Consider the following 16,829-nt stretch of genomic DNA (forward strand, 5'->3'; position numbering starts at 1 on the left):
TGGCTCGTGATCATTTCTGCCGGATAGATTCGCGGCATCCATGAACCCCCCTTTCGCCCGCCCCCGGTTACGCCTGCCCGTATGGCTGGTCCCGCTCCCCTGGACCCTCGCTCTCGGCCTGTGGGGGCTGTCCCGGCAGGGGAGTGTGTGGCGGGACGAGGCCGCCACCTGGCAGGTGGCCCGGCGCTCCGTCCCCGAGATCTGGCATCTGCTGGGTCATGTGGACGTCGTGCACGGGCTCTACTACCTGCTGATGCACGGCCTCTTCGGTCTCTTCGGCCCGAGCACCACGACCCTGCGGCTGCCCTCGGTGCTGGCCATGGCGGTGGCGGCGTGCTGTGTGACGGCCGTCGGCCACCGGCTCGCCGGGGCCTGGGCGGGGGTGGGAGGAGGGCTGGCGTTCGGTCTGCTCCCCGCCGTGCAGTTCCATCTCCAGGAGGGACGCCCGTACGGGCTGGTGGCGGCGGGCGCCGGGATCTCGACGCTGCTCCTGGTGAGCGCGCTCGGCGGACACGGTGACGCGCGGCGCTGGACGGCCTACGGGGTCACGGTCCTGGTGTGCGCGCTGCTGAACTGGCTCTCGCTGCTGATCCTGCCCGCGCATCTGGCGACTCTGGTGTGGACGAGGGCCCGGCGCGGTGTCCGGCTGCGCTGGGCGCTGGCCGCCGCGGCGGCGGTGGCCGGTGCGCTGCCGCTGATCCTGTTCAGCCGGAGCCAGTCCGGACAGGTCGACTGGATACGGCCGTTGACCTGGCACATGCTGATCGGTCCCGCCGTCCTGCTGGCGCTCGGCGGCCTCGCCGCCCTGTCGGACCGGCCGCTGACGGGCCGTGTGACGGCGGCGGCCGTCGGGCTTCCGCTGCTGGCGGTGCCGCAGCTCGGCCTCATCGGCCTCTCCCTGATTCACCCTCTGTTCCTCGACCGCTATGTGCTGTTCAGCATGCTGGGTCTCGCCCTGCTGATCGGCGTCGCGCTGGGCGCGGCGGCGCGCGGCGCCCGCCACCGGTTCCCGCGCGCGGCACCCTGGGCCGTCCCGGTGGCGATCGCGGCGGCGGTGACGGCGCTGTTGCCGCAGTCGCTGTCCACCCGGACCCCGGCCAGCCGGGTGGACGACGTCATTGCGGTGGCCGAGGACGTACGGAAGGTGAAGGTGCCCGGGGACGCGGTGCTCTTCATCCCGACGCACCGGCGTGACGCCGCGCTGGTCTCCCCCGACGCCTTCGCCGGCCTCCGGGACATCGCGCTGGTGCGCGGCCCGGTGGAGTCCGGGACGCTGAGCGGCGAGGAGGCCGCTCCGGACCGGATACGGGCCGCGATGCTGGCACAGCGGCGCATCCTGGTGATCACCGACCCGGAGGGGCCGTCCGGGTCCGTGGAGACCGGGCGGGACAGGGCGAAGGCCGCCGTCCTGGAACAGCGCTTCACCGCGGTGACGGACCAGGAGGCGGGCGGCCGGCGGATGACGCTGTACGAGCGCCGCCGCACCGGACCGACGCCGGCCGCCGGCGTACGAACGGCCGACGGCCCGCGGCCTGCCGACGGCGTACGAACGGCACCGGCCCGGCCGGGTACGCGCACGGGTGGGCCGTCGTCCGGCGCCGGGCGGGCCGGACCGGGGCGCGCTCGGCCGGATGCCGCGGCCCGGCCCCGCCCGCTCTACTCCCCCTCCGTCGTCCCCTCCTCCAGCGCCGCGAGTGCCGGGTCCAGCACGATGTCCTCGTCCCGGGCCTCCACGCTCGGCTCCTCCGGGAAGTGGCAGGCCGTCAGGTGGCCGGCCCGGTTGCCGGCGAGCTGGACCAGCGGGGGCTCCTCGGTCGCGCACCGGTCCTGCGCCTTCCAGCAGCGGGTGCGGAAGCGGCAGCCCGAGGGGGGCGAGATGGGGGACGGGACGTCACCGGCGAGACGGATGCGCTCGCGCTGGGGCGCCTCCCCCGCCGTCAGGGACACCTCGGGGACGGCGGACAGCAGGGCGTGGGTGTAGGGGTGGCGCGGGCGGGCGTAGATGGAGTCGCGGTCGCCCACCTCGATGATCTTGCCCAGGTACATGACCGCCACGCGCTGCGAGAAGTGGCGTACGACGGCGAGGTCGTGGGCGATGAAGAGGAAGGCGATCCCGAGTTCCTTCTGCACCTGCTGGAGCAGGTTGACGACCTGGGCCTGGATGGAGACGTCCAGGGCGGAGACCGGCTCGTCGGCGACGATCAGCTTCGGGTTCAGGGCGAGCGCGCGGGCGACGCCGATGCGCTGGCGCTGGCCGCCGGAGAACTCGTGCGGGAACCGGTTGAAGTGCTCGGGGTTCAGGCCGACGATCTCCAGGAGTTCGCGGACCCGCTTCTCCCGGCCGCCCTCCGGGTTGATGTCGTTGATCTCCATCGGCCCGGCGATGATCTTGCCGACCGTCTGCCGCGGGTTCAGCGACGAGTACGGGTCCTGGAAGATCATCTGGATCTCGGAGCGGATCGGGGCGAGCTGCCGGCGCGTGGCGTGGCTGATGTCCTGGCCGCGGTAGGTGATCGTGCCCCGGGTGGGCTCCAGCAGCCGGGTGATCAGCCGGCCGGTGGTCGACTTGCCGCAGCCGGACTCGCCGACGAGACCGAAGCTCTCCCCCGCGTGCACGGTCAGGTCGAGACCGTCGACGGCCTGGACGGCGCCGACCGTGCGGCGGATCGGGAAGCCGCCCTTGACCGGGAAGTGCTTGACCAGCCCCGAGACCTGGAGCAGCGGCTCCGGCGCCGCCTCGGCGCCGGTCTCGGGGGTGGCGGTGAGGACCAGGTCCTCTTTCATGGCGGTAGCCCTCCTAGCCCAGTCGGGGCCTGATCTCTTCGACGAAGATGGTGTGCTTCTGCTCCGCGCTGAGATGGCACGCCGAGGAGCGGTCCGGTGCCAGCGGGGGACGCTCGGTGGCGCACCGGTCGCCGCCGACCCGGTCCCGGAAGGTGCACCGGGGGTGGAAGCGGCAGCCGGTCGGCGGGGTGAGCAGGCTCGGCGGGGCGCCGGGGATGGGCGAGAGCGGGGTGCCGAGGTCCGAGTCCAGCCGGGGCATGGAGTTCAGCAGGCCCCAGGTGTAGGGGTGCAGCGGCGCCCTGAGGACCTCGTCGACGGTGCCGCGTTCCACCGCGCGTCCGGCGTACATGACCATGATGTCGTCGGCCATGTCGGCGATGACACCGAGGTCGTGGGTGATGAAGACGATCGCCGTGCCGAACTCCCGCTGCAGGTCCTTGAGCAGGTCCAGGATCTGCGCCTGCACGGTCACGTCGAGGGCCGTGGTCGGCTCGTCGGCGATCAGCAGGTCGGGGTCGCAGACCAGCGCCATGGCGATCATCGCGCGCTGGCGCATCCCCCCGGAGAACTGGTGCGGGTAGTCCCGGACCCGCTCCTTGGGGTTGGGGATGCCGACCTTGGCGAGCATCTCCACGGCACGTTCCCAGGCGGACTTCTTCGAGGCGCCCGTGTGCTTCATGAACGGCTCGGCGATCTGCCGGCCGATGGTGTAGAAGGGCGACAGCGCGGTGAGCGGGTCCTGGAAGATCATCGCGACCCGGTTGCCGCGCAGCCGCTCCATCTCCTTCTCGGTGGCGGTGATGAGTTCCTTGCCGTCGAGGAGGATCTCCCCGTCGATCGTGGTGAACAGCGGGTCGTGCAGGCCGAGGATCGTCAGGTTGGTGACCGACTTGCCCGAACCCGACTCGCCGACGATGCCGAGGGTCCTCCCGCGGTGCAGGTCGAAGGAGAGGGTGTCGACGGCCTTGACCGGGCCGTCCTCGGTGGAGAACGTCACCTGGAGATCGCGCACCGAGAGGAATCCGTCCGGCCCGGTCGGGGCCGGTGTGCCCTCGGCCTTGGTCACAGTGGTCACGATGGCTGGTTCTTCCTAGGAGAGCCGGATGCGGGGGTCGATCCACGCGTAGGTGATGTCGGTCAGGATGTTGATGATCAGGATGAAGAAGGCGCCGAACAGCATGACGCCCATCGTCAGCGGCAGGTCCTTGTTGACCGCGCCGTCCACGGCGAGCCGGCCGATGCCCTGGAGGGAGAAGGTCAGTTCGGTGACGACGGCGCCGCCCAGCATGGAGCTGACGTCGATGCCGAGCACGGTGACGATCGGGATGAGCGAGCCGCGCCAGGCGTAGCGCAGGAAGACGTACTTGCGGGACATGCCCTTGGCGCGGGCGGTGCGCACATGGTCCTCGGCGAGCTGCTCGATCATCGACGAGCGCGCCATACGCGTGTACTGGGCGGTGAAGATCGTGGCCATCACGCAGACCGGGATCGACATCCCGACGAACCAGCCGACCGGGTCCTGGGTGATGGGCACGTACTTCGGGTCCTCCATCCAGCCGGTGCTGTAGACGAGGATCGTCAGCACGATGGGGCCGAGGAAGTAGATCTGGAACGAGCTGAGCACCATGGACGCGCCGGTGGCGACCTTGTCCACCAGCGTCCCGCGCCGGTAGGCGGCGATCATGCCGGAGCCGATCCCGATGACGAGGAAGACGATCGCGCCGCCGGCGGTGAGGGTGAGGGTCAGCGGGAACCGGTCCATGATCGTGCTCCAGACCATGTCCCCCGAGTAGAACGACAGGCCGAGGCAGGGGGCCGAGCAGTGGCCGGTCGGGAAGTCGCGGCCCGTCACGATGCCGGACATGAAGTCCCAGAACTGCTGGGCCAGGGGCAGATTGAGCCCCAGGGCCTCCCGGATGTCCGCCAGCCGCTGGGGCGAACAGTCCTTGCCGCAGGCCAGGGAGGCGTAGTCGGAGGGGGCGGCCACGAAGAGGAAGAAGGTCGCCGCACCGATGAGGAAGAGCGTGACGAAGGCGCCGACCGTGCGCCGGATGATGAACTGAAGCATGGCGGGCTGGCTGCTCTCTGCGGAGACGGTGGGTGGGTGCGCTCGGACTCGGGGGCGTGCTCACCGCGGAGCACGCCCCCGTCGTCAGCCGCGGGTCACGACTTCAGGTACAGCCGGGTGATGTCGATGAGGCTGGACACCGAGCCGTAGCGGGCACCGCCCACGTTGGAGCCGGAGATCTGGAACTGCTTCGTGTACCAGAGCGGGGCCGCCGGGATGACGTTCTCCAGCAGGTAGTGCTGGGCTTCCTTCCAGGTCTTGGCGGCCTCGGCCGGCTGCTGGGTCAGCGCCTTCTTGATGAGGGCGTCGACCTTCGGGTCCTTGACGTGCGAGTAGTTCGCCGAGCCGTCGAAGACCTGCGCGCCGTCGTAGATCGGCGTGACGACCGTGCCCGGGGACGGCCAGTCCTGGCCCCAGCCGGAGATGTACATGTCGTACGGGTTCTTCAGCTTGCCGATCTGCTCGTAGTAGCTCGCCGCGTCGACCTCCTTGGCGACCACGTCGAAGCCGACCTTGGTCAGCGCGTCCTCGATGGCGACCTTGCGCTTCTGGCCGGGCTCGCTGTTGGCGTAGGCGAAGACGACCTTCTTCTCGGCGGCCGGGACGCTCTTGAGGATCTCCTTGGCCTTGGCGATGTTGCCCTGCGGGGTCTTCAGCCGGCCGTAGGGGTCGTAGCCGGCCTCGTAGCCGGGCAGCGTCGGCGCGAAGTAGTTGGGAGCGACGTCACCGCCGTAGGCACCGCCCTCGCCGGCGATGAGGGACTTGGAGTTGACCGCGTAGGTGATGGCCTCGCGCACCTTCTTGTCCTTCACCCGGTCCAGGTTGAAGGTGAGCGTCATGACGTACGGCTGGTAGCCCTTGACCGTGCGCTTGCTGGCCTCCGGGTTGTTGATGACGTCCTGGATCTGGGTGGCCTCGACACCGCCGGTGAGCTGGATGGCGTTCTTGTTGTCGCCCTCGTCCGCGATCAGGCGCTTGGTCTGGGTGGACTCGGTGACGCCGAACTGGATGTTGAAACCGTCGACGTACTGGTGGCGCACGGAGTCGGTCTTCGGGTCCCAGTCGGTGTTCTTGACCAGCTTCAGGCTCTTGCCGACCTTGCTCTCGGCGATCTTGTACGGGCCGGTGGCGACCGGCTTCTTCTCGTACCTCTCCTTGGTGTCGCCCTTCGCCGGGACGACGGCGTAGCCGGCCATGGAGAGCGTCTGCGGCAGGTCCGGGCGCGGCTGGTCGAAGTGGAAGACCACCGTCTTGTCGTCCGGGGTGTCCAGCACCGAGGCCGGCAGATGCTTGCCGTCGAAGCCGCCGCCGGGCAGGGCCTTGCGGTAGTCGGCGCCGCTCAGCCAGGTCTGCAGATAGGTCGGGCCGTCGAAGATGAACTTCGCGTACTGGCGCTCGATGGTGTGCCGGATGTCGGCCGAGGTGATGGCGTTGCCGTTCTCGTCCTTGATGCCGTCCTTCAGCGTGTAGGTCCAGGTCCGGCCGCCGTCGGAGGACTTGCCGGAGTCGGTGGCGAGGTCGCCGGCGACCGACACGTTGCCCTTGTCGTCCTCCTGGAACTGGGTCAGCCGGCGGTAGAGCAGGTTGGCGACCTGGCCGGCGTCGGAGACGTAGATCTGGCCGGGGTCCAGGTGGGACAGGCCCGCCTCCTGGTACACCGTGATCGTGCCGCCCGGTTTGGCGCCGGGCACGTCCTTGGCCGGGCCGGTCGAACCCGCGGCGTCGACGTAGGTGACCGCCTTCGACTGGACCGCCGCTTCCTTCTGGTCCTTCTTCGAATCCTTACCGGATTTGCCGCCCTCGTTCTTCGAGCAGGCCGTGAGAGCGAGGGAGCCGGCCGCGATGACGATCACGACGGCACGCGCTCCGCGGGCGCGATGAGACATCATGTGGCGATCCACCTACCTGTCGGTTGATATCCGTGAGATCTGCCGGGCGCCGGCCGGACGGGCCGGCGGGGGCGGCAGCCACCCCCACCCAACGGACGGCCTACCGCCCGGACTTGGGGTCGAACGCGTCCCGTACGGAGTCCCCGAGGAGGTTGAAGCACAGGACGAAGATCACCAGCGCCACCCCGGGGAAGAACATGAAGGCCGGGTCCTGTTCGGCGTACTTGGCGCCGGCCGCGAAGAGCCGTCCCCAGTCGGGTGTCGGCTCGACGAACCCCACGCCCGCGAAGGACAGGAAGGCGATGCTGAGGATGGTGCTGGGCAGCTGGTACGTGAACTGCACCAGGATCGGGGTGACCACGTTGGGCAGGATCTCCTTGCGCACGATCCGCCACGGCGAGGCGCCGGACACCTTGGCCGCCTCCACGAACTCCCGTTCGCGCAGCGACAGTACGGTGGACCGGACCAGCCGGGCCATGCCCATCCAGCCCAGCAGCCACAGCACGATCAGCATGGCGAGGGCGCGGAAGTAGGTCGGCGTCTCCTCGCGGGGATCGACGAAGAACGAGGTGACGACGGGCATGAAGGCGATGAAGAACAGCTGCTGCGGAAAGGAGAGGAAGAAGTCGGTGCCCCGGCCGATCCAGTAGTCCGTACGGCCGCCGAAGTAGCCGCCGATCAGGCCGACCACGACGCCGGTGACCATGACGAGGACGGTGATGCCGAGCGCCATGAGCAGCGAGGTGCGCATGCCGTACAGCAGCATCGCGTACAGGTCGCGGCCGTACTGCGGCTCGACGCCGAACCAGTGGTCGCCCGAGACGCCGCCCAAGTAGCCGAGCGGAAGCCCGAATTCGTCGAGCAGGGGCTTGTCGGCATAGGTGGGGTCCTGCCCGTACAGGGTGTACGGATCGGTGCCCGTCAGCTTCACGAGCAGCGGTGCGAGCACGGCGACGACGAAGTAGCCGATCACCACGACCGCGCAGATGACGCCCGTGCGGTCGCGCTTGAAGCGGATCCACATCAGCTGGCCGGGGGACCGGCCCGTGAGTGTGACGGCCTCGCTCTTCGCCTCCGGCCCTGGTGGGCCGTCGATGACGACCGAAGCCCCGCCGCCCTCAACATTGATAGGACTTGTCACGGTTTGTCCGTTTCACAGGTATAAGTGTGAGAGGTGCCCGCGTACTCCGAGAACGCGCGTGACCGCAGTCGGACGCGCGTAGTCCTAGGGGTTCCTCCTCGTGACTTCACGTGTTCACCAACAGGAGGGGGTTTCCGTCTTCCCTCCGCCACCCCTGACGGAGGGTCAGACACCCCCTGGTGCTCGTGAGTCGGCGCTGTCCCCACAGCGCGAGACCCATTGACCCGAGCGCTACGCGGCTAACTATCTGCCATGAGCCAGGTGGCGACCACTGTCTTTAAATCTCAATTCAGTCACAGCTGAAGCGAACATCTTCCAAAAAATGGACAAACCGTCACCGGGGAGAAGGCCGCGAAACGGACGTGTTACATGGGTATCGGTTGAGGATCTCCGCATTTCGGACAGTGGCGATCAGAAAACAGGTTGCAAAAAAGCCCGGGTGCCCCCACCAGGGGGCACCCGGGCTCAACCGGCTGTGGTACAGCCGGACTTGCTCAGCCGTGCTTGGCGCGGCTCGCGGCGCGGGCGCGCTCGCGGGCATCCAGGTTCACCTTGCGGATGCGAACCGCCTCCGGGGTCACCTCGACGCACTCGTCGTCGCGGCAGAACTCGAGGGACTGCTCCAGCGACAGCTTGCGCGGCGGCACGATCGCCTCGAACGAGTCGGCCGACGAGGACCGCATGTTCGTGAGCTTCTTCTCCTTGGTGATGTTGACGTCCATGTCGTCGGAGCGGGAGTTCTCGCCGACGATCATGCCCTCGTACACCTCGGTGCCCGGCTCCACGAAGAGCACGCCGCGCTCCTGGAGGTTCGTCATCGCGAAGGCGGTGACGGCACCGGAGCGGTCGGCGACCAGCGAACCGTTGTTACGGGTCGTCAGGGTGCCGAACCACGGCTCGTGGCCCTCGTGGATCGAGTGGCCGATGCCCGTGCCGCGGGTCTGGGTCAGGAACTCGGTACGGAAGCCGATCAGACCGCGGGACGGCACGACGAACTCCATGCGGACCCAGCCGGAGCCGTGGTTCGACATGTTGTCCATCCGGCCCTTGCGGACGCCCATGAGCTGCGTGACCGCGCCCATGTGCTCCTCGGGCACGTCGATCGTCATGCGCTCGACCGGCTCGTAGACCTTGCCGTCGACGAGCTTGGTGACGACCTGGGGCTTGCCGATGGTCAGCTCGAAGCCCTCGCGGCGCATCTGCTCGACCAGGATGGCCAGCGCCAGCTCACCGCGGCCCTGCACCTCCCAGGCGTCGGGGCGGTCGGTGTCGAGGACGCGCAGCGAGACGTTGCCGATCAGCTCGCGCTCCAGGCGGTCCTTGACCTGGCGGGCGGTGACCTTGCGGTCCTTGACCGCCGCCTTCGCGTCGGCGCCCTTGCCGGTGCCGCCGCGGCCGACCAGCGGGGAGGTGTTCGTACCGATCACCATGGAGATCGCGGGCTCGTCCACCGTGATCAGCGGGAGCGCGATCGGGTTCTCCGGGTCGGCCAGGGTCTCGCCGATCATGATGTCCGGGATACCGGCGACGGCGCAGATGTCACCCGGGCCGGCCTTCTCGGCGGGCTTGCGGGTGAGGGCCTCGGTCATCATCAGCTCGGAGATGCGCACGTTGCTGACCGAGCCGTCGCGCTTGATCCAAGCGACGGTCTGGCCCTTGCGCAGCTCGCCCTGCTCGACGCGGAGCAGCGCGATACGGCCGAGGAAGTTGTCGGCGTCGAGGTTGGTGACGTGGGCCTGGAGCGGCGCGGTCTCCTCGTACGTCGGGGCCGGGATGTGCTCCAGGATCGTGGAGAAGAACGGCTCGAGGCTGGTGGAGTCGGCCGGCACCGTGCCGTTCTCCGGCTTGGTCAGCGAGGCGACGCCGTCGCGGCCGCAGGCGTAGACGATCGGGAACTCGATCTGCTCCTCGTCCGCGTCCAGGTCGAGGAAGAGGTCGTAGGTCTCGTTGACGACCTCGTCGATCCGGGAGTCCGGGCGGTCCGTCTTGTTGATGCACAGGATGACGGGCAGGCGCTGCTGGAGCGCCTTGCGCAGCACGAAGCGGGTCTGCGGCAGCGGGCCCTCGGAGGCGTCGACGAGCAGGACGACACCGTCCACCATCGACAGACCGCGCTCGACCTCGCCGCCGAAGTCGGCGTGACCGGGGGTGTCGATGATGTTGATGGTGATGACGTCCCCCCCGTCCTTGGGGTGGTACTTGACCGCCGTGTTCTTGGCGAGGATCGTGATGCCCTTCTCACGCTCCAGGTCGTTCGAGTCCATCATGCGGTCGTCGACGCCCTCGAGCTGGTGGGCGGCGAAGGCACCGGCCTGCTTCAGCATGCCGTCGACGATGGTGGTCTTGCCGTGGTCGACGTGGGCGACGATGGCGACGTTGCGGATGTCGTGGCGCGTGGCCATATTGCGACGTACTCCCGGAGTGTGAGGAAGGCCCTCTGCGTACGTCCGTGTGACGCGGGCCCTGCCGGGCTTGACATGCCACGGCCTCACCCCATGTTACGTGGCCCCGAGGGGGTCGGCCTCCCCGGGACCACGCGGGCGGTCATTTCGCGGAGGGGGAGGGCGAGATCCTCGCCCCCTTCTTCAGGAATCCCATGTCCTCGAAGACCGGTGTCTGGAACCCGAAGGCACCCGCGTTGACCAGGTTCTTCCGCACTCCCACCAGCTCGGGCCGCTGGTAGAGCGGGATCGAGCCGGCGGCGGCCCAGATACGGGAGTCCGCCTTTCTGATCAGGTCCCGTGCCTCGTCCTCGTCCAGCGTCGTCGCGGCCTCGTCGAACAGCTGGTCGACCTGGTCCGTACCGACCCGCGTGTAGTTCTGCTCGACGTTCACCGAGCCGTCCGCCGCCGGGACCGGCTTGGCGTAGATAGGCCGGGCGTCCGTCGCGGGGAAGGCGGAGGACGGCCAGGAGTACAGGGCGAGGTCGTAGTCGCCCGCGGCGATGTGGTCCTTGAAGTAGCTCTCGTCCGCGACCTTGGTGATCGTCGTGGCGATGCCGACCTGCTCCAGCATCGCGGAGATCCGCGCCGCGACCGAGTTCAGCGTGTCCGAGCCGGCCCCGGAGGACAGGACGAAGCGCAGCGCGAGCGGCTTGCCGTCCTTGGCGAGCGGTCCCGCGGGCGCGGCGGCCGGGGCGGCCGTGCCCTTGGGCGCGTAGGCGCCGGGCGCCCCGCCGTGCCTGGGGTCGTGGCCCTTCTCGTCCTCGCCGACGATGTACTCGCCGTCGTCGCCGCCCTCCGAGGGCTCCTCCGAGGAGTCCTCGGTGCGGCGCTCGGGACCGGCCGCCTTCTCGCCCTTCTTCTCCTCCGCCTTGAGCGGGCCGCCGCGCACCCAGCCGGCGTCGGCGAGCAGCGCCTGCGCCTCCTTGGCGTCCGGTGCGCCGATCGCGCCGCTGCTGTCGGCGTAGGCGGCCTGCCCGGACAGCGCGAGGTGGCTGCCGACCGGGACGGCGGGCAGCCCCAGCGGGGTGAGCACGAGACGCGCCAGCTCCTGGCGGTCCAGGGCGCGGGCCACGGCCCGGCGGACCCGTTCGTCGGCGAGGGGGCCCGTGGCACCGTTGAGGGCGAGCTGGGTGTAGACGGGTTCGAGGGACTTGCGGACCTCCACGTCGCGCAGCGCCTGCTGCTGCTCCAGATAGCGGGAGATGGAGGTGCGGAGCTTGTGCTCGCCGCCGCTCACCTGGCCGGAGCGGAAGCCGTGCGCGAGCGCCCAGTCACGCAGCTTGGCCACGGAGGTCCTGCCGGAGCCCTGCAGCGGGGTGCCGGTGCCGCCCGGGCGGTTGGCGAGCCCGATCCGCTGGACCTCGGAGGCGTCGATGGAGGCGAGGTCCGCGGTGCCGTCGGCGAGCGCGACGGCCCGCTTGCCGTGGGTCACGGCGTGCAGCACGATCTCGTTCAGCTTGGCGGGCCTGCCCCACCAGCGGGGGTTGCGGGTGAGGGTCACGTCCTTCTTCGCGGTGTCGATCTTCTCCACCTTGAAGGGCCCGGCGGTGACCGGCAGCTTGCGGCGGGCGCCGTCGTTGAAGGCGTCCGGGGTGCCCATGACGTCCTTCGGGTACAGCGGCGAGAACAGCGACCTCCAGTCGGCGTAGGGGCGCTCGAAGGTGACCCTGACCTGGAGGTCGTTGGCGCCGCGCTCGACCTTGGCGATGCGGTCGTAGCCGGCGTTGCGGGCGGTCCAGTAGGCGCTGTCCTTGCCGGACAGGGCCCGCCACTGGGCGGCGAAGTCGGCGGCGCCGATCTCCCGGCCGTCGCTCCAGACGGCCTGCTGGTTCAGCTTGTACAGCACGACCTGGCGCGGCTCGGTCTCGATGACCTTGGCCGACTCCAGATAGGCGGGGTTCACCACCGGGCGGCCGTTCGTGTCGGTCCGGAACATCGACGGCAGCACGGCCTGGGCGACCCGGCTGGTGGCGGCGTCGGCGTCGGCCTGGAAGGTGTTCAGCGTCTCCGGTACGGCGTCCACGGCCCACTTCAGGGTGCCGCCGTCGGCGACCAGCTCCCTGGCCACCGGGGCCGTGTCCGGTCCGGCGAGGGGGCTGCTCGGCTGCTCGTCGGAGCCGCAGCCGGCGAGCAGCGGCACCGCGAGCGCGCCCGCGGTGAGGAAGGCGGCCGAGCGCATGACCGCGCGCACGGCGTGCCGGGAGGTGCCGTCAGCCGGCCGCGGGCGCGTCGTGACCGCTCGCGCCCCGCGGCCGAGCCGCTCGCCGAGGCCGACCCGCGCCTCCTCGGGGCGCTGCCGAACGTCGTAGGACATCTCTGCTACCTCCGGGGAGCCACGGGCCTTATGCTCACATTTATCGGTATATGGCGCTGATCACGTTTGGCGGTATATGGAGCTGATCAGATCTATGCGGCCACTGAAGAGGAAAGGATCCGGCAACAGCGAGCGACACGGCGACAACGGCCGGTAAGGCCACCCGTGCGGCGCAACCCGAGGAGTGATGCACCCGTACGCCTCGGCCAATCGCTGCACATCCCTTCACAGAGGCGGGCGTGAGGCGCAACACTCCAAGGCGCACGTTGTCGCCCATGGCCCGCCGGACCCGCGGAAGCGAGGGCAAGTCATGTCCGTGCACGACGACATCAACGCCGTCCAGCGCTGCCTCGACGACCTCAACCGGTCGCTGGGCCGCCTGGAACACCAGCTCGGCGGCGGCGGCCTGGAGATACGCCGGGCCCGCCTCGACGCCGCCCATCTGCGCGAGAGCGTGGCACTGCTGCGCGAGGCCGCCGCCGCCGAGGCCACGCCGCGCCCGCCCGACCTCGTCACCATCTCCGACGCGCCCTACGACCTCAGCCTCTGGACGGACTCGGACGACGAGGGCCTGGGCGCCCGCGACCGCCGCGCCCCCTGAACCCGCTACCGACCGGAGTCCTGACTTGGCCACTGGTACGGAACCCCGACAGAACAGCGGCGGCGTGCACACCGCCACGCGCGCCGCGATCACCGCCAGGCATCTGCGCACCGACCGCTGGTGGCTGGCGCCCGCCGTCACCGCGGCCGGCCTGTTCGCCTTCGTCGTCTACTCGACCTGGCGGGCCTTCGCCAACGCCCACTACTACGCGGCGCCGTACGTCTCGCCGTTCTACTCGCCCTGTCTCGCCGAGAACTGCCGGACGATGCGCGCGGGCCCGAACGCCGACCTGTTCGGGAGCTGGTGGGGCATCTCCCCCGCGATCATCATCCTGATCTTCCCGCTCGGCTTCCGGCTGACCTGCTACTACTACCGCAAGGCGTACTACCGCAGCTTCTGGGCGTCCCCGCCCGCCTGCGCGGTGGCCGAGCCGCACGCGAAGTACACCGGCGAGACCCGTTTCCCGCTCATCCTGCAGAACGTCCACCGGTACTTCTTCTACTTCGCCCTCCTGGTCGCCGGAGTGCTGACCTACGACACGGTCCTCGCCTTCCGCGACACCCACTACCGGTGGGGCCACATGGGTCTCGGCACCCTGGTCTTCCTGCTCAACATCGTGCTGATCTGGGCGTACACCCTGTCCTGCCACTCCTGCCGGCACATCGTCGGCGGCAAGCTCAAGCACTTCTCCCGGCACCCGGTGCGCTACCGGGCATGGCAGCTCGTGGGGAAGCTGAACGCCCGTCACATGCAGCTGGCCTGGGCCTCGCTGCTCAGCGTGGCGCTCGCCGACTTCTACGTCTATCTCGTCGCGTCCGGGGTCTTCGACGATCCGCGATTCTTCTGAGGAGTGGGGCCTTCTGATGTCCGTGGTCGACCGCCAGGAGTGGGACGTCGTCGTGGTCGGTGCCGGTGGCGCCGGACTGCGCGCCGCGATCGAGGCGCGCGAGCGGGGCGCCCGTACGGCGGTCATCTGCAAGTCACTGTTCGGCAAGGCACACACGGTGATGGCCGAGGGCGGCATCGCCGCGGCGATGGCCAACGCCAACGAGCACGACAACTGGCAGGTCCACTTCCGCGACACCCTGCGCGGCGGCAAGTTCCTCAACCAGTGGCGGATGGCCGAGCTGCACGCCAAGGAGGCCCCGGACCGGGTCTGGGAGCTGGAGACCTGGGGCGCGCTGTTCGACCGCACGAAGGACGGCCGGATCTCGCAGCGCAACTTCGGCGGCCACGAGTACCCGCGGCTCGCCCATGTCGGCGACCGTACGGGCCTCGAACTGATCCGCACCCTCCAGCAGAAGATCGTCGCCCTGCAGCAGGAGGACTTCGAGGAGACCGGCGACTACGAGTCCCGGCTGAAGGTCTTCCAGGAGTGCACGGTCACCCGGATCCTGAAGGACGGCCCGCGCGTCGGCGGGGTCTTCGCCTACGAGCGCGAGAGCGGGCGCTTCTTCGTCCTTGAGGCCCCCGCCGTGGTCGTGGCGACCGGCGGCATCGGCAAGTCCTTCAAGGTGACGTCGAACTCGTGGGAGTACACGGGCGACGGGCACGCGCTGGCCCTGCTGGCCGGGGCGCCGCTGCTGAACATGGAGTTCGTGCAGTTCCATCCGACGGGCATGGTCTGGCCGCCGTCGGTGAAGGGCATCCTCGTCACCGAGTCGGTCCGCGGCGACGGCGGGGTGCTGCGCAACTCCGAGGGCAAGCGGTTCATGTTCGACTACATCCCGGACGTCTTCAAGGAGAAGTACGCGGAGTCGGAGGAGGAGGGCGACCGCTGGTACGAGGACCCGGACAACAACCGGCGTCCACCGGAGCTGCTGCCCCGCGACGAGGTCGCCCGCGCGATCAACTCCGAGGTGAAGGCGGGCCGCGGCTCCCCGCACGGCGGCGTCTTCCTCGATGTGTCGACCCGGATGCCCGCAGAGGTCATCAAGCGCCGGCTGCCCTCCATGTACCACCAGTTCAAGGAGCTGGCGGATGTCGACATCACGGCCGAGGCGATGGAGGTCGGGCCGACCTGCCACTACGTGATGGGCGGTGTCGCCGTCGACTCCGACACGGCGGCGGCCCGCGGGGTGCCGGGGCTGTTCGCGGCCGGCGAGGTGGCCGGCGGCATGCACGGCTCCAACCGGCTCGGCGGCAACTCCCTCTCCGACCTGCTGGTCTTCGGGCGCCGGGCGGGCTGGCACGCGGCCGAGCACGCGGCACGGCACGCCGGGGACCGCCCGGCCGTCGACGACGTCCAGGTCGACGCGGCCTCGGCGGAGGCGCTGCGCCCCTTCTCGGCGGAGCCGGAGGGCGCGGCCGGCCCGGCGGAGAACCCGTACACCCTGCACCAGGAGCTCCAGCAGGCGATGAACGACCTGGTCGGCATCATCCGCCGCGAGGGCGAGATGGAGCAGGCCCTGCACAAGCTCGGCGAGCTGCGGCTGCGGGCCCGGCGGGCCGGGGTCGAGGGCCACCGCCAGTTCAATCCCGGCTGGCACCTCTCCCTCGACCTCAGGAACATGCTGCTGGTCAGCGAGTGCGTGGCCCGGGCCGCGCTGGAGCGCACCGAGTCGCGGGGCGGCCACACCCGCGAGGACCATCCGACGATGGACCGCGACTGGCGCAATGTGAACCTGCTCTGCGCCCTCGCCGACCCGACCGGCGGCCTCGCCGGGACCGATTCCGCCCGCGGCCAGATCCGCCTCACCCGCGAGACCACCGACCCCATCCGTACGGACCTGCTCGCCCTCTTCGAGAAGGAGGAGCTGGTCAAGTACCTCGCCGAGGAGGAGCTGTACGAGTGAGCAGCTACCAGGCCCGCTTCAAGGTGTGGCGGGGCGACGAACAGGGCGGCGGCCTGACCGACTTCACGGTCGAGGTGCACGACGGCGAGGTCGTCCTGGACATCGTCCACCGCCTCCAGGCCACCCAGGCACCCGATCTGGCCGTGCGCTGGAACTGCAAGGCGGGCAAGTGCGGTTCGTGCTCGGCGGAGATCAACGGCCGCCCGCGGCTGCTGTGCATGACGCGCATGTCGGTCTTCGACCGCGCCGAGACGATCACGATCACCCCGCTGCGCGCCTTCCCGGTGGTCCGGGACCTGGTGACGGACGTCGGCTTCAACTACCGCAAGGCGCGCGAGGTCCCGGCCTTCGTACCGCCCGCCGGCCTCGGCCCGGGCGAGTACCGCATGTCCCAGGAGGACGTGGACCGCTCGCAGGAGTTCCGCAAGTGCATCGAGTGCTTCCTGTGCCAGGACACCTGCCATGTGGTCCGCGACCACGAGGAGAACAAGCAGGCGTTCGCCGGCCCCCGCTTCCTGATGCGGGTCGCCGAGCTGGACATGCACCCGCTGGACGCGGCCGAGGAGTCCGGCCTCGACCGCGGGCGCACCGCCCAGGACGAGCACGGCCTCGGCTACTGCAACATCACCAAGTGCTGTACCGAGGTGTGCCCGGAGGGCATCCGCATCACCGACAACGCCCTGATCCCGTTGAAGGAGCGGGTGGTCGACCGCAAGTACGACCCGCTGGTGTGGCTCGGCTCGAAGATCAGGAGGCGTTCCGCGGGAGGCTGAGCAGCCGCCGCGTGCGGGCG

11 protein-coding genes and 1 pseudogene are annotated in these 16,829 nt (G+C 69.8%); 5 read left to right on the plus strand and 7 right to left on the minus strand.

All coding sequences use genetic code 11. The annotated features are described in order from the left end of the window. Nucleotides 1-40: 40 nt before the first annotated feature. A pseudogene (locus ACF073_RS01575) lies at nt 41-1,480 on the plus strand (hypothetical protein); the annotation flags it as partial. 176 nt (nt 1,481-1,656) lie between these two features. On the opposite strand, the gene ACF073_RS01580 reads toward ACF073_RS01575, so the two are convergent. The 7 genes from ACF073_RS01580 to ACF073_RS01610 form a co-directional block, all read right to left on the minus strand. Further along, nucleotides 1,657-2,784 carry an ABC transporter ATP-binding protein gene (locus tag ACF073_RS01580; protein WP_392065827.1) on the minus strand — a complete coding sequence of 376 codons (1,128 nt, stop codon included), beginning with the start codon at nt 2,782-2,784 and terminating at the stop codon, nt 1,657-1,659. Nucleotides 2,785-2,797: 13 nt separating this feature from the next. Next, complete coding sequence (locus tag ACF073_RS01585; protein ID WP_392065829.1) at nt 2,798-3,859, minus strand: ABC transporter ATP-binding protein; 1,062 nt, start codon at nt 3,857-3,859, stop codon at nt 2,798-2,800. Nucleotides 3,860-3,874: 15 nt separating this feature from the next. Further along, nucleotides 3,875-4,852 carry an ABC transporter permease gene (locus tag ACF073_RS01590; RefSeq protein ID WP_392065831.1) on the minus strand — a complete coding sequence of 326 codons (978 nt, stop codon included), beginning with the start codon at nt 4,850-4,852 and terminating at the stop codon, nt 3,875-3,877. A 95-nt stretch (nt 4,853-4,947) separates the two neighbouring features. Then, on the minus strand, nt 4,948-6,741 hold the full coding sequence (locus ACF073_RS01595; protein ID WP_392065833.1) for an ABC transporter substrate-binding protein: 1,794 nt from the start codon (nt 6,739-6,741) through the stop codon (nt 4,948-4,950). A gap of 100 nt (nt 6,742-6,841) precedes the next feature. Then, nucleotides 6,842-7,882, minus strand: a complete 1,041-nt coding sequence (locus tag ACF073_RS01600) for an ABC transporter permease (protein ID WP_392065835.1) — start codon at nt 7,880-7,882, stop codon at nt 6,842-6,844. A 494-nt stretch (nt 7,883-8,376) separates the two neighbouring features. Further along, the gene (typA, locus tag ACF073_RS01605; RefSeq protein ID WP_392065837.1) at nt 8,377-10,284 is read right to left on the minus strand and encodes a translational GTPase TypA; all 1,908 of its coding nucleotides are present in this window, start codon (nt 10,282-10,284) and stop codon (nt 8,377-8,379) included. Between the two features lie 142 nt (nt 10,285-10,426). Then, nucleotides 10,427-12,640: an ABC transporter family substrate-binding protein gene (locus ACF073_RS01610; RefSeq protein ID WP_392065839.1), complete on the minus strand. Its 2,214-nt coding sequence runs from the start codon at nt 12,638-12,640 to the stop codon at nt 10,427-10,429. Between the two features lie 310 nt (nt 12,641-12,950). Here ACF073_RS01610 and ACF073_RS01615 point away from each other — a divergent pair, with 310 nt between their 5' ends. Genes ACF073_RS01615 through ACF073_RS01630 form a run of 4 tightly spaced genes read left to right on the plus strand, consistent with a single transcriptional unit; the run spans nt 12,951 to nt 16,809 of the window. Beyond that, nucleotides 12,951-13,241, plus strand: a complete 291-nt coding sequence (locus ACF073_RS01615) for a hypothetical protein (protein ID WP_392065841.1) — start codon at nt 12,951-12,953, stop codon at nt 13,239-13,241. Between the two features lie 25 nt (nt 13,242-13,266). Further along, complete coding sequence (locus ACF073_RS01620; RefSeq protein WP_392065843.1) at nt 13,267-14,088, plus strand: hypothetical protein; 822 nt, start codon at nt 13,267-13,269, stop codon at nt 14,086-14,088. A 16-nt stretch (nt 14,089-14,104) separates the two neighbouring features. Beyond that, on the plus strand, nt 14,105-16,036 hold the full coding sequence (locus ACF073_RS01625; protein ID WP_392065845.1) for a fumarate reductase/succinate dehydrogenase flavoprotein subunit: 1,932 nt from the start codon (nt 14,105-14,107) through the stop codon (nt 16,034-16,036). Beyond that, complete coding sequence (locus tag ACF073_RS01630; protein ID WP_392065847.1) at nt 16,033-16,809, plus strand: succinate dehydrogenase/fumarate reductase iron-sulfur subunit; 777 nt, start codon at nt 16,033-16,035, stop codon at nt 16,807-16,809. Before ACF073_RS01625 ends, ACF073_RS01630 begins: the two co-directional genes overlap by 4 nt. The last annotated feature ends 20 nt before the right edge of the window (nt 16,810-16,829 follow it).

The organism is Streptomyces sp. NPDC015171, from assembly GCF_043079545.1.
Classification (GTDB): Bacteria; Actinomycetota; Actinomycetes; order Streptomycetales; family Streptomycetaceae; genus Streptomyces.